A 24,382-nucleotide genomic window follows, 5' to 3' on the forward strand; every position below is an offset into this window, starting at 1 on the left:
GCGCGCTACGAAAGCCTGGCCCGCGCCAGGTCCGGAAACACCCGCATCACACCACTTCCCGCACCGGACGGAGCGTCACGACCGCCAGCGCGCCCGCCAGGGAGACCGCGGCGCCGAGGATCACCGACGCCGCCCAGCCTGAGTGTCCACTGTGTACACCGAGCACGAACACCACGGTCACTCCGACGGCGGCACCGAGGTACCGGCTGGTGTTGTTGATCCCGCTCCCCATCCCCGACCGCTCCGGCGGCACGCTCGTGACCGCCTCACCGCCGATCGTCGCGTTGACCAGCCCGGTGCCGACACCGGCCACGATCAGCCCGGTGCACAGCTCCCCGTCCGACAACCCGCCGGTGACCAGCAGCCCGGCCGCGATCAGCACCAGCCCCACCGCCATCCGCGCCCTCGGCGGGAAACCCGGGTTCAGGTACCGCGCCGCGAACGAGGTCAGCACGCTCGGCGCCGACCACGCGAGCAGGAGGCCCGCGGTGGCGAGTGTCGAATAGCCAAGACCACGTTGCAGCAGCGACGGCAGATACGACATGAGCGCGTTTATCCCCGCCCCGGACGCGAAACCGACCGCTGTCGCGGACAGTAACGCCGGGCGGCGGAACAGTGAGAGATCGACCATCGGCGCCTTCGAGCGCCGCTCCGCGACGAGGAATCCGCCGAGCGCCAGCACTCCCACCACCAGTAACCCCAGCACCTCCGGCGAAAGCCACCCGCCGCGCCCCTCGGTCAATCCGGCGAGCACGCACGTCAGGCCCGCCGCCAGCAGGACCACCCCGGGCACGTCGATCCGGCTGCGCCGTCCCGAGGTCGACTCCGACAGCAGCGCCCGGGCCAGCAACACCAGCACGACGCCGAGCGCCGCATATACCCAGTACACGATCCGCCAGTCCAGATACCGCGCGCACAGCGCGGCCAGCACCGGGCCGATCGCCAGGCCCACGCCCATACTCGCGCCCCACAACGCGCTCGCGCGGGCGCGACCGGGGCCCGGCGGGAGCGCGTGACCCAGCATCGACAGGCCGCACGCCATCATCGCGGCGGCGCCGGCCCCCACCAGCACCCGCGCCACGACGAACACCGCCACGGACGGCGCGAGCGCGGAAACCGCTGACGCCACAACGAAAACCCCGGTCCCGGCGACGAACACGCGACGACGGCCGTAGTCGTCGCCGAGTGTGCCGCAGGTGAGCATCGCGACGGTGAGGCCGAGGCTCATCGAGCTGAGCAGCCACGTCTGCCCGGACGCCCCGGCGCCGAAGTCGGCCGCGGTCCGCTGCGCCGTGACCAGTGGCGCGGTGAAGCTCATCATCGCCAGGAAAGTGCCGAACGCGGCGACCGACACCACTCGGTCTGGTGAATGAACCATGTGGCGACGGTAGCACGAGTTGGTTCGTTCATTGAACCGAAGGTTATCCTGGTCGCATGGCCCTCAAGTCCGACTACGCCACCCAGGAGTGCTCGATCGCCCGCACCCTGGAGGTCATCGGCGAGCGATGGACGTTGTTGCTGCTGCGCGACTGCTTCCTCGGGCTACGCCGGTTCAGCGACTTCCAGCGGCACCTCGGCATCCCGAAGGCGGTGCTCACCGCCCGCCTGGAGACCCTCGTCGAGGCAGGTGTGCTGGAACGGCACGAGTACCGCGCGGGGCGGCACGAGTACCTGGTCTCCGAGAAAGGTCTGGACCTCTGGCCCGCGCTGCACGCGCTGAACCGGTGGGGCAACGAGAACCTCTCCCCCGACGGCCCGCGCTCGTACTACCTGCACGCGGAATGCGGCAGCCTGCTGGAGGCCGGCGGCTTCTGCGCCAAGTGCCGCAGGCTCCCCGGACCCGCCGAGGTGGAATACCGTCCCGGCCCCGGCCGCGCACGGAAACCCGGGCCGCCGGAGCCGGTCGAACAGGCGCTGCGCAATGGCCATCGACTCCTGGAGCCGCTCGTCCTGGACTGAGGCCCGCTCAGCCTTCCGCGAGCCGCGCGCTGGAGCGGCGGCTCGCGTCCGACACGCGGCCCAGGAAATCCGCCAAGAGCCCGAGTTCGGCCTCGTCGTAACCGGCGCAGATGTCGTCCATTTCGCCGTTCATGCCCGCGTAGAGCCGAAACAGCTCACCGGCCCGATCGGGCAGCGCGCGCACGAGCACCGCGCGCCGGTCCTCCGGGTCGCGGTCCCTGGCCACCCAGCCGTCGCGCTCCAACCGGTCGAGGATGCCGGTGATCGTGGCCGGATGCAGCCCCGCCAGCCGGGCCAGCGCGCTGGGCCCGAGCGGCCCGTGCCGGGTAATCAGATCCAGGCAGTCGAGGTCGACGTCCTTGAGCCGGGCATGGCCGCCCACCTGGTGGTTCAGCAGCGACAGCTGGATGTTCAGCTCGCGCAGCGACTCCTTGATGCCGGCGGCCAGCCGCCGCTTCCGGCGGGTCTCCTCCGCGCTCACTTTGGTACTCATGAACTCGCGACCTCGTATTTTCAGGTTTACCGAAGAACGAAGATACTCCAAGAACCGCGATTGGATCGCCGTATCGGGGGTACTCCGTCCGGGCAATCGACGACGGGAAGCAAGGGGCAGGCGTGGACATACACGGATGGGACGCGGCGGAATCGGCTCTGCGGGCGTACCTCGCCGCCACGGCCGAAGCGCTCGGCGTACCTCCGGATTCCACCTGCTGCTCGATGGATCGCCCGGCAACCGGCTACCTCGCGCTCGAAGCGCGGCTGCCCGGTTTCCCCGACCGCGATCTCGCGCTGATCTGGGAGGACACCCGCGGCTGGGCCGCGGCGATCGAGACGCACTGCGGCGAGGACCTGATCGTGGTGGCCTATCTCGGCATCGATCCGGTGCCCGCGCCGCACCAGGTGGCGCAGTTCGTCGACGAGCTGCTGGCCGACAAGCAGCCCGGGATGATCACGCCACCGGAGTTCCCGGCCGGGCCCGAGCTGCTGCGCCGGCTTGCCGCTTTCGGTTACACCGGCACCCACCAGTGGATGACGACCCGCTCCTCTTCGTGACCGGCCTCGCTGCCGCCGGCATGCAACAGGGCCCGCTCCAGCAGTTCGGCGGCGATCTGCCGGTCCAGGCCGTTTCCGGTGGCCGGCGCGCTCACCCGTAGCCGGATCCGCGAGTCGTCCCTGGTCAGGCAGATCTCGATCGGCCCGGCCGAATCGGTGGGCATCACCGCGCGCAGCGCGTCGCCCAGCACCCCGGGCACCTCGGCGGCCACCCAGTCCGGCAGGTCGTGGTCGAGGTCGCCGGCCAGCAGCAGCTCGGGCACCACGCCGTGCCGGGCCTCCAGGTCGTCGACGAGGTTCTGCACCGCGACGCCGAGCGACTCGGCCTGCGGGATCCTGCCGTACAGCGCGGCGCGCAGCCGGTTGATGGCCTGGTCGAGGTCGTCGATGGTGCGGGTGAGCAACACCCGTGCGCTGGGATGCCGGGCCGCCCCGGACTGCAGGTTCAGCCCGATCGCGAACAGTCTTCAGCCCGATCGCGAACAGTCGTTTGATCACCGTGTCGCCCAGTTCACGGGCGAGCCGGTCGGCTTCCTCCAGCCGGACCAGCTGCTCGGTCTTCTCCGCGGTGAGGTCGATTTCGGCGCGGGTGCGCACCCGCATGGTCTCCACAGCGCGCCCCAGCTCGGCCAGTTCGGCAGGCCCGGTGGCGTCCACCGTCGTCTCCAGCTCCCCGTCGGCGACCCGGCGCACCTGTTCGACCAGCCGGGTGAGCGGGGCGGCGAACGAACGGCGCAGGATCAAGATCGTCGCCGCGCCGAGCAACAGCGCGAGTGCCGCGCACGAGATCGTGACCGTGCGGGCGGTGGCCTGTGCACTGGTCGAGGACTCCAGCCCGGCCGCGGTCAGATCGCCGATCCGGGACTGCAGCGCCGTCGTCCGCGCGCGCAGCACGTCGAAACGCTGTTTGCTGTCGGCCAGATCTGCCGAGAGGTCCACCGGATCGGCAGGGCCGGCGCGGGCTTCGGCGACCTCCGGTGCCGCGGAACCGTTCAGCCACTGGGCGAACGCCGCGTCGACTTCGTCCAGCAGGCCGAGCGAAACCGGCTCTCCGGCCAGCAGCGTGCGAAGTGTCTCTGTCTGCCGGGCGGCATCCGATTCGCCTTCGACGTACGGCTGGAGGAATTCTTCGTTCCGGGTGAGCAGAAAACCGCGTTCGCCCGATTCCATGTCCACGTAGCTTTTGCTCAGCGCGGCGACCGACTGCTGGGCAGGCCGGAACACCATCCGCACGTTCGCGCCGATGTCGCTGGCGTGCAGCCACGTCAGCGTCGCCGCCGTCGCTGTGACGAGCACCAGCACCAGCAGCGCACCGACAAGCAGATAGACCCGCCATCGCAAGGTGCGTGGCCGGAATTGGCTGAGCACGGCTCAGCGTAACCCGGCGAACGCCCCGCTTACCGCCAACCGGGGCGGGGAGCCACTTTTGGCGAAGCAGAGGCGAATTCCACCGATTGCCGGACAGTTTTTCACCGGGCCCGCACCCGGAACGGACTTGCCTTGCCGGCGAGTCTGCCCCTAGTTTCGAAGGCAGCATCGGGTAGAGGTCAGCCAGCGACCGAAAGAACTCAGGTGAACGCACCCCCGGTGGCAGGAACCCCGACGGGACGCCGCTTCCAGCTCGCGGCGCTCCTCAAGCATCTGCGCGAAAACCGGTCGATGACGCAGGAAGAGGTCGGCCGGCTGCTCTGGCCACGCACCCGTGCCGTGCAGAACAAGCTGACCAGGCTGGAAAACGGCAACAGTTCGCTCGACCAACGGGATCTGACCACACTGCTGGAGATCTACGAAGTGGTCGACCCGGCCACGGTGCGGCTCGCGTCGCAGCTGTGCGAAGGCACTTCCCAGCGCGGCCGCTGGCACGGGTATCGCGCGCACTACCCCAAGGAACTGTGGCCGTACATCGATCTGGAGGAGGACGCCGAACAGATCCGGATCGTGAGCAGCGAGCAGCTGCCCGGCCTCCTGCAGTGCGAATCCTATGTGCGCGCGGAGTTCGGCATGACGACCTCGCCCGCCATCGTGGACGCCGCCGTCCAAGCCGTGCGGGCCCGGCGGGAAAAGGTGTTCCGGCCCGGCCGACGGGCGGAGATCTACGTCGTACTCAGCGAATCCTGCGTGCGCCGCGTGCGGGGCAACGACGAGGTGATGCACGAGCAACTGAAGTACCTGATCGAGTTGTCCCGGCTGCCGAACCTCACGCTGCAGGTCGTGCCGTTCCGGATGCGGCCGGGTTCCTCGGCCGCCGGGCTGCTGGAGCGGTTCGTCCTACTGCGCCTCGGCGCGCCCATCCTGATCAGCGATTTCCAGCAGCACCTCGATTTCGTGTTCACCAGGGTCGGCGGACGACTCACCTCCAACGAGGACATCCATGCCTACGAAGACCTTTGGCGCAGCGCCAGCGGCGCCGGCCTCGACCCCGAACGCACGCGGCGGTTCCTGCGTGACGTGAACCGCGACTACGGCCGCACGAGCAGGGAGCGAAACCATGCCTACCGAGCCTGATTCGAGGCCGCACGGCCCGCACGCCTCCGACCCGACGGTGGCGACCGCCGCCCGCGTGTACGACTACATGCTTGGTGGAACGCACAACTACCCCGTCGACAGGGCGGCCGGGGCACAGACGTTGCGCTCGTTCCCGCTCGCCACGCTCGTCGCCCGCTACAACCGCGAGTTCCTGCAACGGGCCGTGCGTTTCCTGACCGGTGCCGGGGTCCGGCAGTTCCTCGATCTGGGCTCGGGAATCCCGACCGCGGGCAACGTGCACGAGATCGCGCAGGCCGACGCGCCCGGTTCGCGGGTGGTGTATGTCGACTACGAGGAGGATGCGGTCGCGTTCGGCAGGGAGATCCTGGCCGGTGACGCGGACACCCGGGTCCTGCACGCGGATCTGCGTGAACCCGATGCGGTGTTGGACAGCCCCGAGGTGAGCGGGCTGCTCGATTTCGGCAAGCCGGTGGCGGTGCTGATGGTGTCCGTGCTGCATTTCGTCACCGACGACGCCGAAGCGCTGGAAGTCGTGCGGCGCTACACTTCGCGGCTCGTGCCGGGCAGCTACTTCGCGTTGAGCCACCTGGCCCCGCCCGAAAACTCCGACCGGAGCCTGGCGCTGCAACGGGAAACGAACAAGGTCTACAACAGCTCGGTGGCCGAGAACCTCGCGATCCGCAGCCGGGCGCAGGTGCGTGAGTTCTTCGGTGACGCGGAACTGGTCCCGCCGGGGCTGGTGTTACTGCCCGACTGGCGCCCGGAGGACCCCAGCTACCTGCCCGACGACGAGGACGCGTCCCGGCAGATGGGTGTCGCCGGCGTCGGGCGGATCGTCTAGGCGTCGTAGTCGACCGTCAGTGCCGGGCTGCCCGGCAGGGTCTGGCAGGTGAGCACGAAGCCCGCCGCCACTTCGGCTTCTTCGAGTGCGAAGTTCCGCCGCATGTCCCCCTCGCCGCTGGTGATCTTCGCCCGGCAGGTGCCGCACACGCCGCCCTTGCAGGCGAACGGCAGGTCCGGCCTGGCCCGCTGGGCGCCGTCGAGGATCGGCAGGTCGCGCGGCTGGGCGGTGGTGGTGGACCGGCCGTCGAGCACGATCGTCACCTCGCTGGTGAGCCCCTCGGCCTTGGCCTCTTCGTGCCGCACCGGCGCGGGCGACACATCGTCCACATAGAACAGTTCCTTGTGGATCTTTTCCGCGCCGACCCCGTTGTCCCGCAACAGGTCCCGCGCTTCGGTGACCATCCCGAACGGACCGCACAGCCACCAGTGATCCACCGCCGCCACGTCCGGGAACAAGGCCATCAGCGCGCGCAGCTTCGCCGCGTCCAGCCGTCCGGTGAACAGCTCGGCCTCGCGCGGCTCGCGGGAAAGCACGTGCACGAGTTCCAGCCGGGCCGGGTAGCGGTCCTTCAGATCGGCCAGCTCGTCGGCGAACATCACGGTGTCCGTGCGGCGGTTGCCGTAGAGCAGGGTGACGGTGGTCTTTTCCTCGCGCAGCACGGTCGCCGCGATGGACAGCACCGGCGTGATCCCCGAACCGGCCGCGATCAGTACGTGGTGGCCCGGCGCCTTGTCCGGGGTGAAAGCGCCGGCCGGAGTGCCGACCTCGATCTCGTCGCCGGGCCGCACCTGCCGCACCAGCCAGCTGGAGAACAGTCCGTCCGGCACCTCGCGCACGCCGATGCGGGGCTTGGCGCCCTCCGGCGCGCAGATCGAGTACGACCGGCGTTCCTCGCGGCCATCGATGGTGCGCCGCAGCGTCAGGGACTGGCCGGCGCGGAAGTCGTAGCTGCCGGCGAGTTCGGGGGGCACGTCGAAGGTGACCGCGACCGCGTCGTCGCACAGCCGGTCGACCCCGGCGACGGCGAGCGAGTGGAAACTGCCCCGCACACGTGTGGTCAACTCAGATCTCCTTGACGTGCTCGAAGGTTTCGTGGCATTCGCGGCAGCGGCGCAGCGCCTTGCACGCGGTGGGCCCGAATTCCGACACCGCCACGGTGTCGGCCGAGCCGCACAACGGGCAGGCGATTCGGCGCACCGCGGGCCCGAGGCGGAGCGGAATGGGACCTCTCGGCGCTTTTCCTGGCGGGGCGATGCCCGCGTCGGCGAGCTTGCGGCGGCCGTCGTCGGTGATCCAGTCGCTGGACCACGCCGGGCGCAGCACGGTGCGCACCTCGACCTCGCCGAACCCGGCGTGCTCCAGGGCGTGCACCAGGTCGTCCCGCATCGTGTCCATCGCCGGGCAGCCGGTGTAGGTCGGGGTGATCGAAACGACCACTCGTCCGTCCTTTTCGGACACTTCGCGCAGCACGCCGAGGTCGGCCAGCGTCAGCATGGGCAGTTCCGGATCCGTCACCGTGCCGGCGACTTCGAGCGCGGTCACCATGTCGCGTCCGGATGTGCGCGGGCCACGCTCTGCAGTTCCGCCAGCAGGTAGCCCATGGCCTCGGTGTGCACACCGTCGCGGCCGGTGCGCCCGGAAACCCCGGCGCGCGCCGGGACTCCGGGCACCTGCAGCGTTGCCGCCGACAGCACCTGGGCGAGCACTTCGTCGAACTCCGCGCGCAGCGTGGACGGATCCACACCGACGCGCAGCTCGACCGGCCGCGGCGTGAACAGCTCGTCCACGTAGGGCCAGACATCCTCCAGGCCGACGCGCATCCGCTCATGCGAGTACTCGGTGCCGTCGCCGAGCCGGACCGCCCACTGCGCGGCGTAATCGCGGTGGTAGGCGACTTCCTTGATCCCCTTGTCCGCGATCGCGGCCAGCACCGGGTCGCGGGAGTCGCGCAGCCGCTGCAGCAACGCCAGCCGCCAGGTGGAGAACACCAGCAGCGCTGCGATCAGCCTGGCGAAGTCCCCGCGCGGCAGCTCGGCGAGCCGCACGTTGCGGAACTCGTTCTCCGCGCGGAAGAACGCGTAGGAATCCTCGGAGCGCTCACTGCCGTCGGCCTTCCCCGCCCTGGCCAGCAACAGCCTCGCCTGGCCGAGCAGGTCCAGTCCGATGTTGGCGATCGCGACCTCGTCCTCCAGCTCGGGCGCGTTGGTGCACCACTCCTGGAGCCGGTGGGAGAAGATCAGCGCGTCGTCACCGAGCATGAGGCAATATGTCGACAGGTCGGCACCGGCCATCCCCGGCGGCACCGAAGTGTCCACTCCGGACAGTGGGTCGGCGAAGCCGGTGCCGAACGCCCAGCGGGAGTCGTCCTGGGCGTCGGCGAGCGCCGCGTAAGGAGTCTCAGTGGCGTTGGCAGAAAGATCAGGACTGGACATCGTCAGCTCACATGTGGGGAACGTTGTCGGGAATTTCGTAGAACGTCGGGTGCCGGTACACCTTGTCCGCGCTGGGCGCGAAGAACGGGTCCTTCTCGTCCGGGCTGGACGCGGTGATGTCCGCGGACTTGACCACCCAGATGCTCACGCCCTCGTTGCGCCTGGTGTACAGGTCGCGGGCGTTGTGCACGGCCATCTGGTCGTCCGCCGCGCGCAGCGAACCCACGTGCACGTGGTTGAGGCCGCGCTTGCCCCGCACGAACACCTCGTACAACGGCCATTCGGTCATGCCGCCACCTTCACTTTCCGCGCGTGCGCTGCCGCGGCTTCGCGAACCCACGCCCCGTTCTCGTGTGCCTGACGGCGGTGCTCGACGCGCTGGGCGTTGCACGGCCCGTTGCCGGAGACCACCTGCTTGAACTCGCTCCAGTCGACCTCGCCGAAGTCGTAGTGACCGCGTTCGGCGTTCCACTTCAGGTCCGGGTCCGGGAACGTGACACCGAGGATCTCCGCCTGCGGTACCGACATGTCGACGAAACGCTGGCGCAGCTCGTCGTTGGTGTGCCGTTTGATCCGCCAGGCCATGGACTGCTCGGTGTTCGGCGAGTCGCCGTCGGGCGGGCCGAACATCATCAGCGACGGCCACCACCAGCGGTTCACCGCCTCCTGCACCATCTCCCGCTGCGCCGCGGTGCCCTGCATCATCGTCATCAGCAGCTCGAAACCCTGCCGCTGGTGGAAGGACTCCTCCTTGCAGATCCGGATCATCGCCCGCGCGTAAGGCCCGTAACTGCTGCGGCACAACGGAACCTGGTTGCAGATCGCCGCACCGTCGACCAGCCAGCCGATCACGCCGACGTCGGCGAAGGTCAGCGTCGGGTAGTTGAAGATCGAGGAGTACTTCTGCCGTCCGGTGACCAACCGTTCGGTCAGGTCACCGCGATCGGCGCCAAGGGTCTCGGTCGCCGAGTACAGGTACAGCCCGTGCCCGGCCTCGTCCTGCACCTTGGCCAGCAGGATCGCCTTGCGCCGCAAGGAAGGCGCGCGAGTGATCCAGTTGCCCTCCGGCTGCATGCCGATGATCTCCGAATGCGCGTGCTGGGCGATCATCCGGATCATGGTCCTGCGGTAGCCCTCGGGCACCCAGTCCCGCGGCTCGACGCGCTGGTCCTTTTCGATGGTGCGCTCGAAATGCGCTTGCAGGTCCTTTTCGGACAGTGCCGAGGTCACGAGTCCTCCTTGCTGACCAGGGTGAGCACGTCGTACTTGGCGACCGAGTCCCCGGTGGCATTGGTCACGTCGGCGTCCCAGCGGACCTCGCCGTAGTCGGCGTTCTCCCGCGGCGTGATCTGCTTGCACGTCAGCGTCACCGTCAGCTCGTCGCCCGGTTTGACCGGAGTGAGGAAGCGCAGGTTCTCCAGGCCGTAGTTGGCCAGCACCGGGCCGGGCTCGGGTGAGACGAACAGCCCGGCGGCGAAGGACACGACCAGGTAGCCGTGCGCGACGATGCCGCCGAAGAGCGGGTTCGCGGCCGCCGCCTCGGGATCGGTGTGCGCGTAGAAGGTGTCACCGGTGAACTCGGCGAAGTGGTCGACGTCGGCCTTGGTCACCTGCCGCGGCCCCGCGACCACCGAGTCGCCGATCTTCAGTTCTGCCAACGACTTCCGGAACGGGTGCACACCCTCCGCGCGCGGCGCGCCGACGACCCAGCGGCCGGTGACGGCCGAAAGCACGCGCGGGCTCGCCTGCACGGCGGTGCGCTGCATGTGGTGCAGCACGCCCCGGATGCCACCCATTTCCTCGCCGCCGCCGGCGCGGCCGGGACCGCCGTGGACCAGTTGCGGCATCGGCGAACCGTGCCCGGTGGATTCCTTGGCGTCGTCGGTGTCGAGTACCAGGAGCCGGCCGTGCCACGGCGCGACGCCGAGCACTATCTCGCGCGCGAACTCCGTGTCCCCAGTGACGATCGAACCGGCGAGGCTGCCCTCGCCGCGGGCCGCGTAGCCGATGACCTGCTCGACGGACGTGTATGGCAGCAGCGTGGAAACCGGGCCGAACGCTTCGACCTCATGCGGCTCGGCGCGCTCGGGATCGCCCTTGAGCAGGATCGGCGAGATGAACGCGCCGCGCTCGGCGTCGGCACCGGTGACCTCGACGCGCTCCGGGTCACCGAAGACGATGCTGCCCGCCGCCTGCAACGCCTTCAGCGAACGGCGCACTTCTTCGCGCTGTTCCAGGCTGGCCAGCGCGCCCATCCGCACGCCTTCGCTGGACGGGTTGCCGACCACGACCTTCGCCAGCCGCGCGCTGACCGCTTCGGCGACGTCGTCGAGCAGCTCGGCGGGTACGAACGCGCGGCGGATCGCGGTGCATTTCTGCCCGGCCTTCACCGTCATCTCGGTGACGAGCTGCTTGACGTAGAGATCGAACTCGGGCGTGCCGGGGTTGGCGTCCGGGCCGAGGATGGAGCAGTTGAGCGAATCGGCCTCGGCGTTGAACCGGACCGAGTTGCGCACGATCGCCGGGTGCGCGCGCAGCTTCTGCGCGGTGGAGGCGGAACCGGTGAAGGACACCAGATCCTGGCCCGTGACGTGGTCGAGCAGGTCGCCCGCGCTGCCGCAGACGAACTGCAGCGAACCGTCCGGGAGCAGCCCGGAATCGATGATCAGCTCGACGAGCTTCTCGGTGAGGTACGCGGTCTGGCTTGCGGGCTTCACGAGGCTCGGCACCCCGGCCAGGAACGCGGGGGCGAACTTCTCGAGCGGGCCCCAGACCGGGAAGTTGAACGCGTTGATCTGCACCGCGACGCCTCGCAGCGGGGTCGCGATGTGCTGGGCGAGGAACGTGCCGCCCTTGCCGAGGGGCTCCACGTCCCCCTCGACGTACACCGTGTCGTTCGGCAGTTCGCGCTTTCCCTTGCTGGAGTAGGCGAACAGCACGCCGATCCCGCCGTCGACGTCGAACTTCGAATCGCCGAGCGTGGCGCCTGTACGCGCCGAGAGCGCGTACAGCTCCTCGCGGTGCTCGCGCAGGTGCGACGCCAGCGCCTTGAGCAGCGCGGCGCGCTGGTGGAAGGTCAGCTCCCGCAGGGCGGGCCCGCCGACGCGGCGCCCGTAGTCCAGCGCGGCGGCCATGTCCACCCCGGTGGAGGAGATCCGGGCGACCTCCTCGCCGGTGACGGCATCGCGCAACGGGGTGCCTTCGTCACTGGCGGTATGCCAGCTGCCGCTGACATGGCTCCGCAGGAGCGTCATCGATCCTCCTCATAATTACCAACCGAACGTTCAGGAAGTCATGGTAGCGCGTCGGGGCGGATCACGGAAGTCGCCCGCCCTTGACAGCGCCCGCCGGAAGGGTCACTTTATTAACCGTCCATTCGGTCAGTCACAAGGTGGTGAACGAGTGTCCCGGTCCACGGCGGCGCAGGCGATGTTCGACGACGACGTCGCTTCCAAGGCGCTCGGTATCGAGCTGCTGGAGGCGTCCGGCGGACGCGCCGCGGCCCGGATGACGATCACCGACCAGATGGTCAACGGGCACGGCATCGCCCATGGCGGCTACCTGTTCCTGCTGGCCGACACCGCCTTCGCCTGTGCCTGCAACAGCCACGGACCGGTCACCGTCGCCTCCGGCGCGGAGGTCTCGTTCGTGGCCAGCGCCCGCCTTGGCGACGAGCTGATCGCCGAGGCGCAGGAGCGGACCCGGTACGGCCGCAACGGGATCTACGACGTGACCGTGCGCCGCGGCGAGGCAGTCATCGCCGAGTTCCGTGGCCGCAGCCGCACCATCGAACGCACGAAGAACTGAGGAGTCCCCCGATGACCACCACGCACAGCGAAGTGCCGCACGCCAAGCGACTGGGGACCGCACCGGCGTCCGACGACCTGTCGCCGGACGAACGGATCAGCGTCGACGAGCTCCGCGCCCGGCAGCTGGAACGTCTACAGTGGACACTCAAGCACGCGTACGAGAACGTGCCCTGCTACCGCAAGAAGTTCGACGAGGCCGGGGTGCGCCCGGAGGACTGCCGCGAGCTGGCCGACCTGGCGAAGTTCCCGTACACCACCAAACACGACCTCCGCGACTACTATCCGTTCGGCATGCTGGCCGTGCCGCAGGAGCAGCTGCGCCGCATCCACGCGTCCAGCGGCACCACCGGCAAGCCCACCGTCGTCGGGTACACCGAGCGGGACATCGACACCTGGGCCACGGTGATGGCGCGCTCGATCTTCGCGGCGGGCGGCCGCCCTGGGCACAAGGTGCACGTGGCCTACGGGTACGGCCTGTTCACCGGCGGGCTCGGCGCACACTACGGCGTGGAAAAGCTCGGCGCCACGGCGATTCCGGCCTCGGGCGGGATGACCGCGCGGCAGGTGCAGATCATCACCGACTTCCGGCCCGAGGTCATCATGGTGACCCCGTCGTACATGCTGACGCTGCTGGACGAGTTCGAGCGCCAGGGCGTCGACCCGCGCGCCAGTTCGCTGAAGGTCGGCATCTTCGGCGCCGAACCGTGGACCGAGCAGATGCGGCTGGAGATCGAGGAGCGGATGGACCTCGACGCGGTGGACATCTACGGGCTCTCGGAGGTGATGGGCCCCGGCGTGGCGCAGGAATGCGTGGAAACCAAGGACGGGCTGCACATCTGGGAGGACCACTTCTACCCCGAGGTGATCGACCCGGTCGACGAGAACGTGCTCCCCGAAGGCGAAACCGGCGAGCTGCTGTTCACGTCGCTGACCAAACAGGCGATGCCGGTCATCCGGTACCGCACCCGCGACCTGACCGCGCTGCGCCCCGGCACCGCGCGGCCGGCGTTCCGGCGGATGGACAAGGTGACCGGGCGCAGCGACGACATGATCATCCTGCGCGGGGTGAACGTGTTCCCCACCCAGATCGAGGAGATCGTGCTCGCCACCGGCGGGCTCGCCCCGCACTTCCAGCTCCGGCTGACCCGCGAGGACCGGATGGACCAGCTGACCGTGCTGGTCGAGGCGCGTTCGGACACCCCGGCGGAGCGCCGTGGCAGCGCCGCCGCGGAGATCGCCGTGCGGGTCAAGGACGGGGTCGGGGTGAACGTCGGGGTGGAGGTGCTCGACCCCGGCACGCTCGAACGTTCGGTCGGGAAGATGCGCCGCGTCATCGACCGGCGCCCGCCCGCCTGAGCGTGCTTGCGATACTCGGATCATGACGAGCGCACCTCCAGCCCGCCGGGGCAGGCCGGGCTACGACCTCGAGTCACTGCTGACGGTCGCCGTCAAGCTGTTCAACGAACGCGGGTACGACGGCACGAGCATGGAGGATCTCTCGCGCAAGCTGGGGATCACGAAATCCGCCATCTACCACCACGTGCCGAGCAAACAGGAGCTGCTGCGGCTGTCGGTGAACCGCGCGCTGGACGGGCTGTTCGGCGAGGTGGACAAGCTGGCCGCGATGGACGGCCGTGCCGTGGAGCGGCTGGAGCACCTCGTGCGCGGCAGTGTGGTGGTACTGGTGGAGCGGCTGCCGTTCGTCACGCTGCTGCTGCGGGTGCGCGGGAACACGAAGGTCGAGCGGGACGCGCTGGCGCGGCGGCGGCAGTTCGACCACTTCGTGACCGGTCTGGTCACCGACGCGGTGGCCGAGGGCGATCTCCGGCCGGACATCGAACCGGCCACCGCCGCGCGGCTGCTGTTCGGTCTGGTGAACTCGCTCATCGAGTGGTACCGCCCGCGCGGCGGCGCCTCCGCGGAGGAGCTGGCGGAGACGGTCGCCACGGTCGCTTTCCACGGGCTGCGCGTGCGTTCCGCCTGAGGCGATGACTTTGCCCTCGACGGGCGGTCTACTCCGGTGAGGTGATCGCGATGGCAACGGTTCGGGCACGCACGGGACGCGACTGGGACGACTGGTTCGCGGCGCTCGACGAGTGGGGCGCCGCGGAACGCTCGCACGGCGAGATCGTCGACTGGCTGGGCACGCAGGGCATCGGCAACTGGTGGGCGCAGCACGTGACCGTGGAATACGAGCGGGCGCGCGGGCTGCGCGCGCCGAACCAGGCGCGCGGCGGCGGTTTTTCCGCCACTGCGAGCAAAACCGTCGCCGTGTCGATCGAGCGGTTGTACGACGCGTTCACCGCCGACGCCGTGCATGCGGGCGCCACGGTCCGGACAGCGACACCGCCGAAGAGCTGGCGTGCGGACTGGCCGGACGGGACGCGGCTCGCCGTCGGCTTCGTGTCCAAAGGCGGTGGGAAGGCACAGGTCGCGCTGGCGCACGAAAAGCTCGCCGATACCGCCGCCGTGGCCCGGTCGAAGGCGTTGTGGCAGGAGCGGCTGGCGGCGCTGAAGGCGCTGCTGGAGACCTGACCGGTTCACTATGGTGAGCCGGTGGATGTGATCGAGGCGCTGAAACAGGTGGTGCCGGGGCTCGCGGCGACGTTCGGGCGCTCGTGCGAGGTCGTGCTGCACGACTACCGGCTGGGCGAGCGGTCCGTGGTCGCGGTGGGCGGCGACGTCACCGGGCGGCACCTCGGCGGGGCGATCAGCGAGATCGGGCTGGGCATGCTGGCGCGTGGCGAGGACGCGACGGCGGAGCTGAACTACGTGACGAGGACGCCTTCGGGCCGCACGGTCAAATCGTCCACGCTCCCCCTGCGCGACGACGACGGCGCCCTCGTGGGTGCGTTGTGCGTGAACCTCGACGTGACGGCGTTGCAGCAGGCCGGGGACATGCTGGCGGACCTGGCCGGGCTGGCGGGCCTGGCCGCGCCGCCGGTCCCGTCGACCACGTTCACCGACGACTTCGACGAAGTCGTGGAAGCCGTGGTGCGGGCCGAGGAACGCACCCTCGGCAAGCCGGTCGGCACCCTGAGCCGCCGCGAACGCCTGCCGCTGCTGAAGGCCCTCGACGAGCGCGGCGTCTTCGCGGTCCGTGGCGCGGCGCCGAAAATCGCGGCCCGGCTCGGTATCTCCCGCGCTTCGCTCTACACCGACCTTGCCGAATGCCGTAAGTCCTAAGTGGACACGGCGGCACGAAGGGCGGGCAGCGAAGCGGGGTCCGACAACGCGGAACCCACGGCCACACCGCGGCAGCCCGCGGCCAGGAACTCAGCGGCGTTGGCCGCGCCGATCCCGCCCGTCGCAACGAAACGCACCGTCGGGAAAGGCGCCAGCTGCGCGGTGATCCACTCCGAACCGAGCTGCGCGGCCGGGAATGCCTTGAGCCACGTGTAACCTCGCGCGAGCGCCGACGCGATCTCCGTCGACGTCGCGACTCCGGGCAGGTGCGGGAGCCCGATCCGCCGGGACTCCTCCGCCACCTCGGGGTGCAGCCCGGGCGCGACGGTGAACGCCGCACCCAGTTCGTGCACCTCGGCCAGCTGCGAAAGCATGGTCACCGTGCCCGCGCCGACGGCCTTCCCCCTCGCCCGCGCCACCTCCAAAGCCGCGCGCAGCGACGGCATCGCGTCCGGCGACTGCACCGGGATTTCGACCAGCTCCACGCCGAAATCCCAGGCCCGCTCGCAGGCCTCGACCGTCTCCGCCGGGCCCGAGCCCCGGAAGATCCCGAGCACCGGGCTGCCGGTGAGCCGCTGTTCGAAGAACTCAGCGCTGTCCATGTTCGTCTCCTCGCCACCCAAGGCTCTGCGATATTTCCTGTGCGGCAGCACGGAAATCCCCGATCTCCGCGCGTAGCCGCGACAACGGCGCGACGGCTTTCAGCGCGGTGACCGAAATCCCGTGCGTGACCTGCCCGCGCGCGTCGAAGATCGGCAGTGCGACGCAGTTGATGTAGTCCTCGTGCTCGCCGTCGTCCTCGGCCCAGCCGCGCTCGCGCGTCGCCACGAGTTCCCGTTCCAGCGCCGCGCGATCGACGATCGTCGCGGGCGTGAAGCGGGTGAACTCCGCGGCGTCGAGGATCCGCGCGCGGATGGCCTCGTCCTGGCACGCGGTGATCACCTTGGCCACCGCGGCGGTGTGCGTGCGCGCGGGCAGGCCGATCCGCGAGCCCATCGCGACGGTGCCGCGCCCGTCGATCTTGTCGACGTAGACGATCCTGTCGCCGGCCAGCTCACCCAGGTGCACAGTGTGCCCGTGCTCCTCGCGCAGCCGACGCAGCACCGGCTGCGCGAGCGAGCGCACCTCCACCTGCTCCAGCGCCAGCTGGCCGAGCGCGATGAGCTGGAAACCCATGCCGTACCCGCCTTCGGGTACCCGCCGCACGAACCCGTTCTCCTCCAACGTCTGCAACAGCCGCAGCGCCCTGGACTTGTGTACGCCGAGGTGGTCGGCGACCTCGCCCAGCGCACGGTGCTGCCGGGAGACGAACCCGATGATCTCGATCGCGCGGGCCACTGTCTGCGACACCTACGCACGCCTCCGTTGCATATATTGCAATGCCTCTACTTTATATGCACACGTTACAGGGTCAGTCTCTGGGACGTAGCCGAACGTTCGGCAGAGTGGGCGCGGGCAGCGGCTCGCCGTCGTAGCCGTCCACGCGGCCGAACCGCCCCGAGTGGGTGCCGCCGTGGATCACTTCGGCCTGCCACTGCTCGCGCAGCGCGGCGATCTCGTCGTGGTCGCGGCCGACGAAGTTCCACCACATCACGATCCGCTCGCCGAGCGGTTCGCCGCCGATCAGCAAGGCACGCAACGGTTCCGTGCCTGCCTCGATGTCCAGTTCGGACAGTCCGGTACCCACGACGCCGAGCCGCGCGGCCGGCACCGGCACGCCCTGCAACGTGGGTGCACCGGCGTCGACGACCAGCCCGTGCTCGAACTCACGCTCGATCGGCAGCCGGACACTCGCCCCGGCCGGCAGGTCGAGCTGGGCGCCGACCAGCCGCGTGAAACCGGTCACGGTGGCCTTCGAGCCGAGCAGTTCGCCGACGAACACCCGCAGCGTCGCGTCGCCGAACCGCACGGGCTCCGGCACGTAATGCTCGAAGAACGGGGCGACGTGCCGGTGCTCGTCCGGCAGCGCGACCCACAGCTGCACCCCGTGCAGCGGCCGGGCGTCCGCCGTGGACACCTCGGAATGCTGGATCCCGGCGCCCGCGGTCATCAGGTTCACCTGTCCGGGCGTGATGTGCGCGAGAGTGCCGACCGAATCGCGATGCTCGATCCGGCCCGCATAGAGCCAGCTCACCGTCTGCAATCCGGTGTGCGGATGCGGCGGGGTGTCCATCGTGCGCGGGGCGAGCGACGGCGTCGGACCGTAGGAGTCGACGAAACACCACGCGCCGACCAGGCTGCGTTTGCGTTGCGGCAGCGTGCGCCGCACCTTCAGCGCGCGCGGCCCGCCGAGCGGAACTTCGCGCGGCTCCAGTATTTCCACGGCGGCCGGGTTCTCCCCCGCGACGCAGACCACTTCCGCCGGATCACGCTCGACATTGCTCACCTTCGCATGCTAACCGCGTCCTGCAGGACACAGTCGCCGCAAACGGGGCCCGTTCCCCCAGGCGCGGCACGGTAGATGAGGCAGCAGCTGCGCCGCCGGAACCGCCCGCCGACGACCGTGCTCGTACCCCGCAACGGCGGCCGCGCCAGCAGCTCCGCCGCCAGTTCGCGGGCACGACCCGCCCAGTCGGGGGCCGCGGCGTCGATCATCGTGACGGCACCGTTGACGGCGGACGCGACGTTGCCCCACAACACTTGTGGCGAAACGGAAAACGGCCGGACCGCCGCCCCGAGCCCGTCGAGCAGCCTGACGGTCAGCTCCCCCGTCACCGGCCGTACCGACAGCGGCACTGCGCCGCCGACCACGTCCTGCCACCACACGTCCGCCGGCACCTGCCCGCACGACGCGTTCAGCGCCAGCGCGGGCGAGAGCAGCCGCGCGGCCAGACCGAGATGCGCGACCGAGGCGGCGACACGCAGCTCCACAGCCTCCTCGGGCCGGTCACGAGCCAGGTGCCGCCGCACCGCACGCACTCGCGCTGTCAGGTCCGGTTCGTGGAACTCCCGCCAGGGCGCCCCCGGTGCCGCGGTATGGGTTTCCACCGCGAAGAACGGGCCGAGCGATTCCAGCATCAGACGGCCGCCCCGGCCACCTTCCGGCTCGTGAGCAGCCGCTCGGCCAGCGGGCCGAAGACCAGCCCGAGCACGCCCCACAGCACGATCTGCGCGCCAACCGAGTACAGCCGGAACTGGAACAGCACGTCCGCCGGGTATCCCGGGAAGGCGATCGCGCCGGCCTCGTCCCGGAGCGGCTCCGGGGTTTCGGCGAACGACGGCAGCAGCGCCATCACGATGCCGATCGCGACGAGGAACGCCGCGCCCGCGACCAGCGTCGAGTTCCAGTTGCCCAGCTTCGGCTGCAGTCGCCTGCCGAGCCACAGGGCCAGGCCGAGGAACACGACAGACGCCAGCACCATGACCAGGTACGTGCTGCCGCGCTCGCCGATCGTGTCCGAGCCGCCGATGCCCGGCGGGTTCGCCGGGTACTTTACGAACGGCACCAGGTAGATGGCGGCGAACCCGGCGCCGGCCACGAGCAGCGCCAGCGGGCGCGGCCGCAACTTGCCTGTCCGGCCGAGGCAAACCGCGTACACGACCGAGAACAGCGCGCCCATCGCGACGCCGAACAGCACCATGCCGAGCCCGATGCCAAGGTTGCCCTGGACCGCGCGGCTGAACAGCTCCGCGTGCTCGTGTGCCGCCTCGTTCTCCAGCGCGTGCTCGGCGGCTTCCCGCCCGGATTCGTAGTCGATCCCGGCCTGGATCGGCGATTCGGCGAAAACGCGCGCGAAGACGAACGCGAGCAGCCCTGCCAGCGCGCCCGCGAGCACGCCGCGCAGGATCAGTTTCGTTTCCATGTTCGGTTTTCTCCCCGCGGATCAGTGGCAGGGGAAGCCGAGGAAGTGGCGCGCGTCGTGCACGAACTCGTGGATGTGCGTGTCACTGCCGAACACCGACACGGCACCCTGGTCGACGCCGATGAAGTAGTAGAGCGCCAGCGCCAGGAACACGGTTCCGGCGAGCCACAGCACCGCCTTCGTCACCGGCAGGACGACCGGGGTGGCGGTGGTGGAGTCAGCGGGGATGGCAGTCATGGCTGGAAAGCCTCCTTCAGGGATCACGCGTCCCGTTTCGAGTTGGGCATCGTGACGGCTCCTGGACCTGACTCGCCCGGCTACGCGGGCTCACAGTGGCGCGACCGTGCTGGATTCTCACCAGCTTCCCGGAACCGTCACGCGGAGCTGACAGTACGGGCGCCGCTGTCACTGCGTCAATCGAAGTGACCCGCCTTGCACGATTCATCACCCGGGTGCCCATGGCCGGCGGTGCCGACGCAGCGTGCTGGGAGAGCGCGGTCACCGGCTATAGAGTGCGGGGTCCGAGTGCCGAGGAGGTCACCGTGCCCGTACTGCCCGAACTCCTGACCGCGTTGCGCGACGAGCGGGTGGAGGTGGTGGACCTGACCGCGCCACTGTCGGAGTCCACCCCGATTCTGCAGCTGCCGCCGCCGTTCGCGAACACCAGGAACTTCCGGCTGGAAGAGATCAGCCGGTACGACGACCGCGGGCCGCGCTGGTACTGGAACGACATCCACACCGGCGAACACGTCGGCACGCACGTCGACGCGCCGAACCACTGGCTGTCCGGCAAGGACGGGGCCAGCGTCGACCAGATCCCGTTGCGCACACTGGTCGCGCCGGCCGCCGTACTCGACGCGTCCGGCGAGGTCGCCGGGAACCCGGACTTCCTGCTGGAGATCGAGCACGTGCAGGCGTGGGAGGCCGAGCACGGGCCGCTCCCGGAAGGCGGCTGGCTGCTCTACCGCACCGGCTGGGACACCCGCTCCGCGAGCCAGGACGAGTTCCTCAACGTGGCCGACGGCGCGTCGCACACGCCCGGTGTCTCGCCGGACTGTGCCCAGTGGCTGGCCGAGCAGGCCCCCATCGCCGGGTTCGGGGTCGAGACGGTGGGCACCGACGCCGGCCGTGCCGCCGAGCTGGACCCGATTTTCCCTTGCCACGACCGGATTCTCGGTGCCGGGAAATGTGGCCTGACGCAATTGCGGAACCTCGCGCTGGTGCCGCCGACGGGTGCGCTGCTCGTCGTGTCGCCGCTGCCGATCGTGGGCGGTTCGGGCAGTCCGGCGCGGGTTTACGCACTGGTGGAACGGGCGGTGTGAGCGTGCTGGTCGCGGAGCTGACCGGGACGGTGCTGGCGCGTTTGGGCGCCGGCCCGGTCTTCGGGGTCATCGGCAGCGGAAACTTCCACGTCACCAACGCTTTGCGGGCCGGCGGGGTGGAGTTCTACGCCACCCGGCACGAATGCGCGGCGGCGACCGCGGCCGACGCGTACGCGCGGATGAGCGGCCGGGTGACCATCGTGTCCACCCACCAGGGCTGCGGGCTGACCAACGCGATGACCGGGATCGGCGAGGCCGCCAAGAGCCGCACCCCGATGCTCGTGCTCACCGCGGACACGCCGGAATCCGATCCCCTGAACAACTTCCGCATCGACCAGGACGCGCTCGTGCGCTCGGTCGGCGCGCTCTCACACCGCGTCCGCTCCCCCGAGACAGCCGTGGCCGAGACGCTGCACGCCTACCGCACGGCGTTGCACGAGCGCCGGACGGTGGTGCTGAACCTGCCGCTCGACGTCCAGGCGATGCAGGCACCCGAGCCCGGCACGGTGTCGGTCCAGCCCGCTCCCGCCGTCGAACCGGACCAGGACGGCGTGGCCGCGCTGGCCGACCTGATCCGCGCCGCCGAACGCCCGGTGTTCATCGCCGGGCGTGGGGCGCGCGGCGCGGCCGCCGAAATCGGCGCGTTGGCCTACGCCTGTGGCGCGTTGCTGGCCACGTCGGCGGTCGCCAACGGACTGTTCCACGACAACCCGTGGTCGCTGGGGATTTCCGGTGGCTTCGCCTCGCCCCTGACCGCGGAACTGATCACCGGAGCCGACCTGATCGTCGGCTGGGGTTGCGCGCTGAACCGGTGGACCACCAAGCAGGGCAAGCTGATCGGCCCCGGCACACGCCTGGCCCAGGTTGACGTCGAGCAGCGCGCGCTCGGTGAACAGCGGCCGATCGACGTCGGCGTGCTCGGCGACAGCGGGCTCACCGCATCCGCCGTACTCGGCAGGCTCGGCCAACGCGCGGACGGCTACCGCTCCCCCGGGCTGCGCGACGAGATCGCGGCCAGGGCTCGCTGGTCACCGGCCGAGTACACCGACGAGTCCACCGAAACGCAGATCGACCCGCGGACGCTCAGCGCCGAACTGGACCGGATTCTCCCGGCGGAGCGCGTCGTCTCGGTCGATTCCGGGAACTTCATGGGCTACCCCAGCGCCTACCTGCGAGTGCCGGACGAGCGCGGTTTCTGTTTCACGCAAGCATTCCAGTCGATCGGGCTCGGCCTCGCCACGGCGCTCGGCGCCGCGCTGGCCCAGCCGGACCGGCTTCCCGTCGCCGCGCTCGGCGACGGCGGGTTCCACATGGCCGTCGCCGATCTGGAGACCGCCGTCCGGCTCCACCTCCCGCTCGTCGTGATCGTCTACAACGACGCCGCATACGGCGCCGAGGTGCACCATTTCCGCGGCAACCACGCCACAGTGCGGTTCCCGCCGACCGACATCGCCGCCATCGGACGCGGGTTCGGGTGCACCGGCGTCACCGTGCGCACGGTCGCGGATCTCGCCGCCGTCGGGGAATGGCTCGACGGGCCACGGGACGCCCCGCTGGTGATCGACGCGAAGATCACCGACGACGGCGGCTCGTGGTGGCTCGCCGAAGCCTTCCACGGGCACTGAAACGGGCGTATCAGCCTGGCAGCCAGGGCCGGAGCTTCTCCGGGTTGCGCACCGCCCAGATGCGGGTGATGCGATCGCCGACGAAGTCGAAAGCCAGCACGGTGATGTCGTCGTCCTGCCGCGACACCAGGCCCGGCCTGCCGTTGACCAGCCGTTCCTCGATGGTCGCATGGGTGGCCAGCCCGCTCAGCATCGCGAAGTAGTCCGCCACCTGGTCGCGGCCGGTCACCGGGCGCAGTGCGGCGTTGACGAGGCCGCCGCCATCGCCGACCGCTGTCACGTCCGGGTCGAGCAGGCCGATGAGCGCGTTGATGTCCTGACTTTCCCAGGCCCGCTTGAACTCCCGGACGAGGTCGGCGCGCGGCTCCGTCGGAGTCCGCCCTTCGCGGACGCGGCGCCGGGCCGACGAAGCCAGCTGGCGGCAGGCCGCCGGGGTGCGGCCGACGATGTCGGCGACTTCCTTGAAGGGATAGCGGAACACGTCATGCAGGATGAACGCGACCCGCTCGGCGGGGGTCATCGAATCGAGCATGACGAGGAAGGCCATGCTGATCGACTCGTCGAGGGTGACCCGGTCGGCCGGGTCGGCCACGCTGACGTCCGTGCGTTCGGGCAACGGCTCCGGCAGCCATTCGCCGACATAGCGCTCACGCCGGGCGCGTGCCGAGCCGAGCAGGTCGAGGCAGATCCGGCTGGCGACCTTCGTCAGCCAGGCGCCGGGCGTCTCGATGGCTTCCTGCTGTGCCCGGGTCATCGCGTACCAACGGGCGTAGGTCTCCTGCACCACGTCCTCGGCCTCGGCCAGTGAACCGAGCAGCCGGTACGCGAGATTGATGAGCTGACGCCGCTCGCTCATGATCACGTCCAGGCCTGGTTCCGGTTGACCGCTCATCCCGCAGACTCCCTTTTGCTCAGCACTGCCCAGCACCGGTCCGACGAAACACCGCACCGGTTTGTGAGGGCGGCACGGCGCCTCACATTACGGCGGGCCGCTTCGTCATATCGCCGAGAACGACACCCTCCAGCGAACGGGAAAACCATGAACATCACGCTGTGGATCATCGCCGGCCTGCTGGGCGCCGTGTTCCTCGCCAGCGGCGCCACGAAACTGGCGCAGCCCAAGGAAAAACTCGCCGCCTCCAGCAAGGATTTCGGCCCCGGCACCCTCCGGCTCATCGGCGCGCTCGAAGTGCTGGGCGCGATCGGGTTGATCCTGCCCGCCGCGCTCGGGATCGCCGAGGTGCTGGTGCCGCTCGCCGCCATCGGCGTGGCGCTGCTGATGGCGGGCGCGTGCTTCACCCACCTTCGGCGCCGCGAGACCCAGGGGATCGTCGTGACGCTGGTGCTGCTCGCGCTGGGCGCGGTCGTGGCGTGGGGCCGCTTCGGCCCGTATTCGATGTGACGAGGAGAAAACCGATGACCGACTTCCAGTCCATTGCGGACCGTTTCGAGATCGACGCGCTGCGTGGCGAGTTCACCGACGCGGCGACGATGCGCGACTTCGACCGCTTCACGGCGCTGTTCACCGAAGACGGCACGTGGCAGATCCCCGATGCCGGGCTCGAGTTCACCGGCCGGGCGGACATCCGCGCCGGAGTCGAGCGGGCGCAGGGGTTCTGGGAGGTTTTCATCCAGAACACGCACGCCGGCTCGATCCGGGTGGACGGCGACACCGCGTCCGGCCGCACCTACGTCTCGGAGCTCGGCCGCCTGCGCGACGGCAGTTCGCACCAGAACTACGCGCTGTACCACGACGAATACCGGCGCACACCCGAAGGCTGGAAGTTCACCAGCCGCATCTACCAGGTCAGGTACATCGACACCTCTCCCCTGCTGGGGACGGCGCCGCCAGCACGGTGACG

Annotated in this window: 29 protein-coding genes, 1 pseudogene and 1 riboswitch; of the genes and pseudogenes, 13 read left to right on the top strand and 17 right to left on the bottom strand. The window is 69.8% G+C overall.

The genetic code is table 11. The annotated features are described in order from the left end of the window. Window positions 1–46 precede the first annotated feature (46 nt). Window positions 47–1,378 carry an MFS transporter gene (locus VHD82_RS11230; RefSeq protein WP_325700756.1) on the bottom strand — a complete coding sequence of 444 codons (1,332 nt, stop codon included), beginning with the start codon at window positions 1,376–1,378 and terminating at the stop codon, window positions 47–49. A gap of 56 nt (window positions 1,379–1,434) precedes the next feature. On the opposite strand from VHD82_RS11230, the gene VHD82_RS11235 reads away from it, so the two are divergent. Next, window positions 1,435–1,959 (top strand): helix-turn-helix domain-containing protein, encoded by a 525-nt coding sequence (locus VHD82_RS11235; protein ID WP_325700759.1) that lies wholly within the window; start codon window positions 1,435–1,437, stop codon window positions 1,957–1,959. A gap of 7 nt (window positions 1,960–1,966) precedes the next feature. On the opposite strand, the gene VHD82_RS11240 is transcribed toward VHD82_RS11235, so the two are convergent. Next, a complete protein-coding gene (locus VHD82_RS11240) occupies window positions 1,967–2,452 on the bottom strand; it encodes a MarR family transcriptional regulator (protein WP_325700762.1) in 486 nt (161 codons plus the stop codon). Between the two features lie 122 nt (window positions 2,453–2,574). On the opposite strand from VHD82_RS11240, the gene VHD82_RS11245 reads away from it, so the two are divergent. Further along, the gene (locus tag VHD82_RS11245; protein ID WP_325700765.1) at window positions 2,575–3,012 is read left to right on the top strand and encodes a DUF6292 family protein; all 438 of its coding nucleotides are present in this window, start codon (window positions 2,575–2,577) and stop codon (window positions 3,010–3,012) included. Here the strand turns inward: VHD82_RS11245 and VHD82_RS11250 are convergent. After that, window positions 2,967–3,419 carry a hypothetical protein gene (locus tag VHD82_RS11250; protein ID WP_325700773.1) on the bottom strand — a complete coding sequence of 151 codons (453 nt, stop codon included), beginning with the start codon at window positions 3,417–3,419 and terminating at the stop codon, window positions 2,967–2,969. The two genes, VHD82_RS11245 and VHD82_RS11250, sit on opposite strands and share 46 nt — an antisense overlap. Before the next feature lie 238 nt (window positions 3,420–3,657). Next, window positions 3,658–4,239 (bottom strand): annotated as a pseudogene (locus VHD82_RS36770) (CHASE3 domain-containing protein); the annotation flags it as partial. 345 nt (window positions 4,240–4,584) lie between these two features. Between VHD82_RS36770 and VHD82_RS11260 the strand changes: the two are divergent. Further along, window positions 4,585–5,517 (top strand): helix-turn-helix transcriptional regulator, encoded by a 933-nt coding sequence (locus tag VHD82_RS11260; RefSeq protein WP_325700778.1) that lies wholly within the window; start codon window positions 4,585–4,587, stop codon window positions 5,515–5,517. Then, a complete protein-coding gene (locus VHD82_RS11265) occupies window positions 5,501–6,340 on the top strand; it encodes an SAM-dependent methyltransferase (RefSeq protein ID WP_325700781.1) in 840 nt (279 codons plus the stop codon). Before VHD82_RS11260 ends, VHD82_RS11265 begins: the two co-directional genes overlap by 17 nt. On the opposite strand, the gene paaE is transcribed toward VHD82_RS11265, so the two are convergent. Genes paaE through paaZ form a run of 6 tightly spaced genes read right to left on the bottom strand, consistent with a single transcriptional unit; the run spans window position 6,337 to window position 12,029 of the window. After that, a complete protein-coding gene (gene paaE, locus VHD82_RS11270) occupies window positions 6,337–7,404 on the bottom strand; it encodes a 1,2-phenylacetyl-CoA epoxidase subunit PaaE (protein ID WP_325700784.1) in 1,068 nt (355 codons plus the stop codon). The two genes, VHD82_RS11265 and paaE, sit on opposite strands and share 4 nt — an antisense overlap. Window position 7,405: 1 nt before the next feature. Then, a complete protein-coding gene (paaD, locus tag VHD82_RS11275) occupies window positions 7,406–7,888 on the bottom strand; it encodes a 1,2-phenylacetyl-CoA epoxidase subunit PaaD (RefSeq protein WP_325700787.1) in 483 nt (160 codons plus the stop codon). Beyond that, a complete protein-coding gene (gene paaC, locus VHD82_RS11280) occupies window positions 7,882–8,775 on the bottom strand; it encodes a 1,2-phenylacetyl-CoA epoxidase subunit PaaC (RefSeq protein WP_325700790.1) in 894 nt (297 codons plus the stop codon). The genes paaD and paaC overlap by 7 nt, the downstream gene beginning before the upstream one ends. A gap of 7 nt (window positions 8,776–8,782) precedes the next feature. Then, window positions 8,783–9,064: a 1,2-phenylacetyl-CoA epoxidase subunit PaaB gene (paaB, locus tag VHD82_RS11285; protein WP_325700793.1), complete on the bottom strand. Its 282-nt coding sequence runs from the start codon at window positions 9,062–9,064 to the stop codon at window positions 8,783–8,785. Then, on the bottom strand, window positions 9,061–10,005 hold the full coding sequence (gene paaA, locus VHD82_RS11290; protein ID WP_325700796.1) for a 1,2-phenylacetyl-CoA epoxidase subunit PaaA: 945 nt from the start codon (window positions 10,003–10,005) through the stop codon (window positions 9,061–9,063). Before paaA ends, paaB begins: the two co-directional genes overlap by 4 nt. Continuing rightward, entirely contained in the window at window positions 10,002–12,029 is a 2,028-nt protein-coding gene (gene paaZ / locus VHD82_RS11295) for a phenylacetic acid degradation bifunctional protein PaaZ (RefSeq protein WP_325700799.1), read from the bottom strand. The genes paaA and paaZ overlap by 4 nt, the downstream gene beginning before the upstream one ends. Before the next feature lie 175 nt (window positions 12,030–12,204). Here paaZ and paaI point away from each other — a divergent pair, with 175 nt between their 5' ends. Genes paaI through VHD82_RS11320 form a run of 5 tightly spaced genes read left to right on the top strand, consistent with a single transcriptional unit; the run spans window position 12,205 to window position 15,770 of the window. Further along, window positions 12,205–12,582 carry a hydroxyphenylacetyl-CoA thioesterase PaaI gene (paaI, locus tag VHD82_RS11300; protein WP_325701251.1) on the top strand — a complete coding sequence of 126 codons (378 nt, stop codon included), beginning with the start codon at window positions 12,205–12,207 and terminating at the stop codon, window positions 12,580–12,582. Window positions 12,583–12,593: 11 nt separating this feature from the next. Further along, complete coding sequence (gene paaK / locus VHD82_RS11305) at window positions 12,594–13,940, top strand: phenylacetate--CoA ligase PaaK (RefSeq protein ID WP_325700802.1); 1,347 nt, start codon at window positions 12,594–12,596, stop codon at window positions 13,938–13,940. A gap of 22 nt (window positions 13,941–13,962) precedes the next feature. Then, window positions 13,963–14,568 (top strand): TetR/AcrR family transcriptional regulator, encoded by a 606-nt coding sequence (locus VHD82_RS11310; RefSeq protein WP_325700805.1) that lies wholly within the window; start codon window positions 13,963–13,965, stop codon window positions 14,566–14,568. Window positions 14,569–14,618: 50 nt separating this feature from the next. Next, window positions 14,619–15,119: a hypothetical protein gene (locus VHD82_RS11315; protein ID WP_325700808.1), complete on the top strand. Its 501-nt coding sequence runs from the start codon at window positions 14,619–14,621 to the stop codon at window positions 15,117–15,119. Window positions 15,120–15,140: 21 nt separating this feature from the next. Continuing rightward, window positions 15,141–15,770 (top strand): helix-turn-helix transcriptional regulator, encoded by a 630-nt coding sequence (locus VHD82_RS11320; protein WP_325700811.1) that lies wholly within the window; start codon window positions 15,141–15,143, stop codon window positions 15,768–15,770. Here VHD82_RS11320 and VHD82_RS11325 read toward each other — a convergent pair. The 6 genes from VHD82_RS11325 to VHD82_RS11350 all read right to left on the bottom strand — a co-directional run bounded on the left by VHD82_RS11325 (window position 15,767) and on the right by VHD82_RS11350 (window position 19,810). After that, window positions 15,767–16,372: a bifunctional 4-hydroxy-2-oxoglutarate aldolase/2-dehydro-3-deoxy-phosphogluconate aldolase gene (locus tag VHD82_RS11325; RefSeq protein ID WP_325700814.1), complete on the bottom strand. Its 606-nt coding sequence runs from the start codon at window positions 16,370–16,372 to the stop codon at window positions 15,767–15,769. The genes VHD82_RS11320 and VHD82_RS11325 overlap by 4 nt on opposite strands. Next, window positions 16,359–17,120 (bottom strand): IclR family transcriptional regulator, encoded by a 762-nt coding sequence (locus VHD82_RS11330; RefSeq protein ID WP_325700817.1) that lies wholly within the window; start codon window positions 17,118–17,120, stop codon window positions 16,359–16,361. The genes VHD82_RS11325 and VHD82_RS11330 overlap by 14 nt, the downstream gene beginning before the upstream one ends. A gap of 61 nt (window positions 17,121–17,181) precedes the next feature. Beyond that, window positions 17,182–18,156 (bottom strand): pirin family protein, encoded by a 975-nt coding sequence (locus tag VHD82_RS11335; protein WP_325700820.1) that lies wholly within the window; start codon window positions 18,154–18,156, stop codon window positions 17,182–17,184. After that, entirely contained in the window at window positions 18,153–18,788 is a 636-nt protein-coding gene (locus tag VHD82_RS11340) for a (2Fe-2S)-binding protein (RefSeq protein ID WP_325700822.1), read from the bottom strand. The genes VHD82_RS11335 and VHD82_RS11340 overlap by 4 nt, the downstream gene beginning before the upstream one ends. After that, window positions 18,788–19,573 (bottom strand): CbtA family protein, encoded by a 786-nt coding sequence (locus VHD82_RS11345; RefSeq protein ID WP_325700825.1) that lies wholly within the window; start codon window positions 19,571–19,573, stop codon window positions 18,788–18,790. The genes VHD82_RS11340 and VHD82_RS11345 overlap by 1 nt, the downstream gene beginning before the upstream one ends. Window positions 19,574–19,594: 21 nt before the next feature. Beyond that, the gene (locus VHD82_RS11350) at window positions 19,595–19,810 is read right to left on the bottom strand and encodes a CbtB domain-containing protein (protein WP_325700827.1); all 216 of its coding nucleotides are present in this window, start codon (window positions 19,808–19,810) and stop codon (window positions 19,595–19,597) included. Window positions 19,811–19,817: 7 nt separating this feature from the next. Continuing rightward, window positions 19,818–19,966: riboswitch (adenosylcobalamin (AdoCbl) riboswitch) on the bottom strand. 149 nt (window positions 19,967–20,115) lie between these two features. On the opposite strand from VHD82_RS11350, the gene VHD82_RS11355 reads away from it, so the two are divergent. Continuing rightward, on the top strand, window positions 20,116–20,895 hold the full coding sequence (locus tag VHD82_RS11355; protein WP_325700830.1) for a cyclase family protein: 780 nt from the start codon (window positions 20,116–20,118) through the stop codon (window positions 20,893–20,895). A 2-nt stretch (window positions 20,896–20,897) separates the two neighbouring features. Next, on the top strand, window positions 20,898–22,520 hold the full coding sequence (locus VHD82_RS11360) for a thiamine pyrophosphate-binding protein (RefSeq protein ID WP_325701254.1): 1,623 nt from the start codon (window positions 20,898–20,900) through the stop codon (window positions 22,518–22,520). A gap of 10 nt (window positions 22,521–22,530) precedes the next feature. Here the strand turns inward: VHD82_RS11360 and sigJ are convergent, their stop codons facing one another. Beyond that, window positions 22,531–23,412, bottom strand: a complete 882-nt coding sequence (gene sigJ, locus VHD82_RS11365; RefSeq protein ID WP_325700833.1) for an RNA polymerase sigma factor SigJ — start codon at window positions 23,410–23,412, stop codon at window positions 22,531–22,533. A 147-nt stretch (window positions 23,413–23,559) separates the two neighbouring features. Between sigJ and VHD82_RS11370 the strand changes: the two genes are divergently transcribed. Both VHD82_RS11370 and VHD82_RS11375 read left to right on the top strand, forming a co-directional pair. Further along, on the top strand, window positions 23,560–23,922 hold the full coding sequence (locus VHD82_RS11370; RefSeq protein ID WP_325700836.1) for a DoxX family protein: 363 nt from the start codon (window positions 23,560–23,562) through the stop codon (window positions 23,920–23,922). 14 nt (window positions 23,923–23,936) lie between these two features. Next, window positions 23,937–24,380, top strand: a complete 444-nt coding sequence (locus VHD82_RS11375) for a nuclear transport factor 2 family protein (protein WP_325700839.1) — start codon at window positions 23,937–23,939, stop codon at window positions 24,378–24,380. Window positions 24,381–24,382: the final 2 nt, after the last annotated feature.

Origin of the sequence: Amycolatopsis sp. (genome assembly GCF_035546795.1) — a bacterium.
Classification (GTDB): Bacteria; Actinomycetota; Actinomycetes; order Mycobacteriales; family Pseudonocardiaceae; genus Amycolatopsis_E.

Bases quoted from the DNA above. Each gene is read 5' to 3' on its own strand.
- paaK (WP_325700802.1), top strand. From the start codon at position 12,594: ATGACCACCACGCACAGCGAAGTGCCGCACGCCAAGCGACTGGGGACC.
- VHD82_RS11230 (WP_325700756.1), bottom strand. From the start codon at position 1,378: ATGGTTCATTCACCAGACCGAGTGGTGTCGGTCGCCGCGTTCGGCACT.
- sigJ (WP_325700833.1), bottom strand. From the start codon at position 23,412: ATGAGCGGTCAACCGGAACCAGGCCTGGACGTGATCATGAGCGAGCGG.
- VHD82_RS11340 (WP_325700822.1), bottom strand. From the start codon at position 18,788: ATGCTGGAATCGCTCGGCCCGTTCTTCGCGGTGGAAACCCATACCGCG.
- VHD82_RS11345 (WP_325700825.1), bottom strand. From the start codon at position 19,573: ATGGAAACGAAACTGATCCTGCGCGGCGTGCTCGCGGGCGCGCTGGCA.
- VHD82_RS11240 (WP_325700762.1), bottom strand. From the start codon at position 2,452: ATGAGTACCAAAGTGAGCGCGGAGGAGACCCGCCGGAAGCGGCGGCTG.
- VHD82_RS11375 (WP_325700839.1), top strand. From the start codon at position 23,937: ATGACCGACTTCCAGTCCATTGCGGACCGTTTCGAGATCGACGCGCTG.
- paaC (WP_325700790.1), bottom strand. From the start codon at position 8,775: ATGTCCAGTCCTGATCTTTCTGCCAACGCCACTGAGACTCCTTACGCG.
- VHD82_RS11325 (WP_325700814.1), bottom strand. From the start codon at position 16,372: ATGGACAGCGCTGAGTTCTTCGAACAGCGGCTCACCGGCAGCCCGGTG.
- VHD82_RS11370 (WP_325700836.1), top strand. From the start codon at position 23,560: ATGAACATCACGCTGTGGATCATCGCCGGCCTGCTGGGCGCCGTGTTC.
- VHD82_RS11350 (WP_325700827.1), bottom strand. From the start codon at position 19,810: ATGACTGCCATCCCCGCTGACTCCACCACCGCCACCCCGGTCGTCCTG.
- VHD82_RS11315 (WP_325700808.1), top strand. From the start codon at position 14,619: ATGGCAACGGTTCGGGCACGCACGGGACGCGACTGGGACGACTGGTTC.
- VHD82_RS11265 (WP_325700781.1), top strand. From the start codon at position 5,501: ATGCCTACCGAGCCTGATTCGAGGCCGCACGGCCCGCACGCCTCCGAC.
- paaI (WP_325701251.1), top strand. From the start codon at position 12,205: ATGTTCGACGACGACGTCGCTTCCAAGGCGCTCGGTATCGAGCTGCTG.
- paaD (WP_325700787.1), bottom strand. From the start codon at position 7,888: ATGGTGACCGCGCTCGAAGTCGCCGGCACGGTGACGGATCCGGAACTG.
- VHD82_RS11310 (WP_325700805.1), top strand. From the start codon at position 13,963: ATGACGAGCGCACCTCCAGCCCGCCGGGGCAGGCCGGGCTACGACCTC.
- paaZ (WP_325700799.1), bottom strand. From the start codon at position 12,029: ATGACGCTCCTGCGGAGCCATGTCAGCGGCAGCTGGCATACCGCCAGT.
- paaB (WP_325700793.1), bottom strand. From the start codon at position 9,064: ATGACCGAATGGCCGTTGTACGAGGTGTTCGTGCGGGGCAAGCGCGGC.
- VHD82_RS11235 (WP_325700759.1), top strand. From the start codon at position 1,435: ATGGCCCTCAAGTCCGACTACGCCACCCAGGAGTGCTCGATCGCCCGC.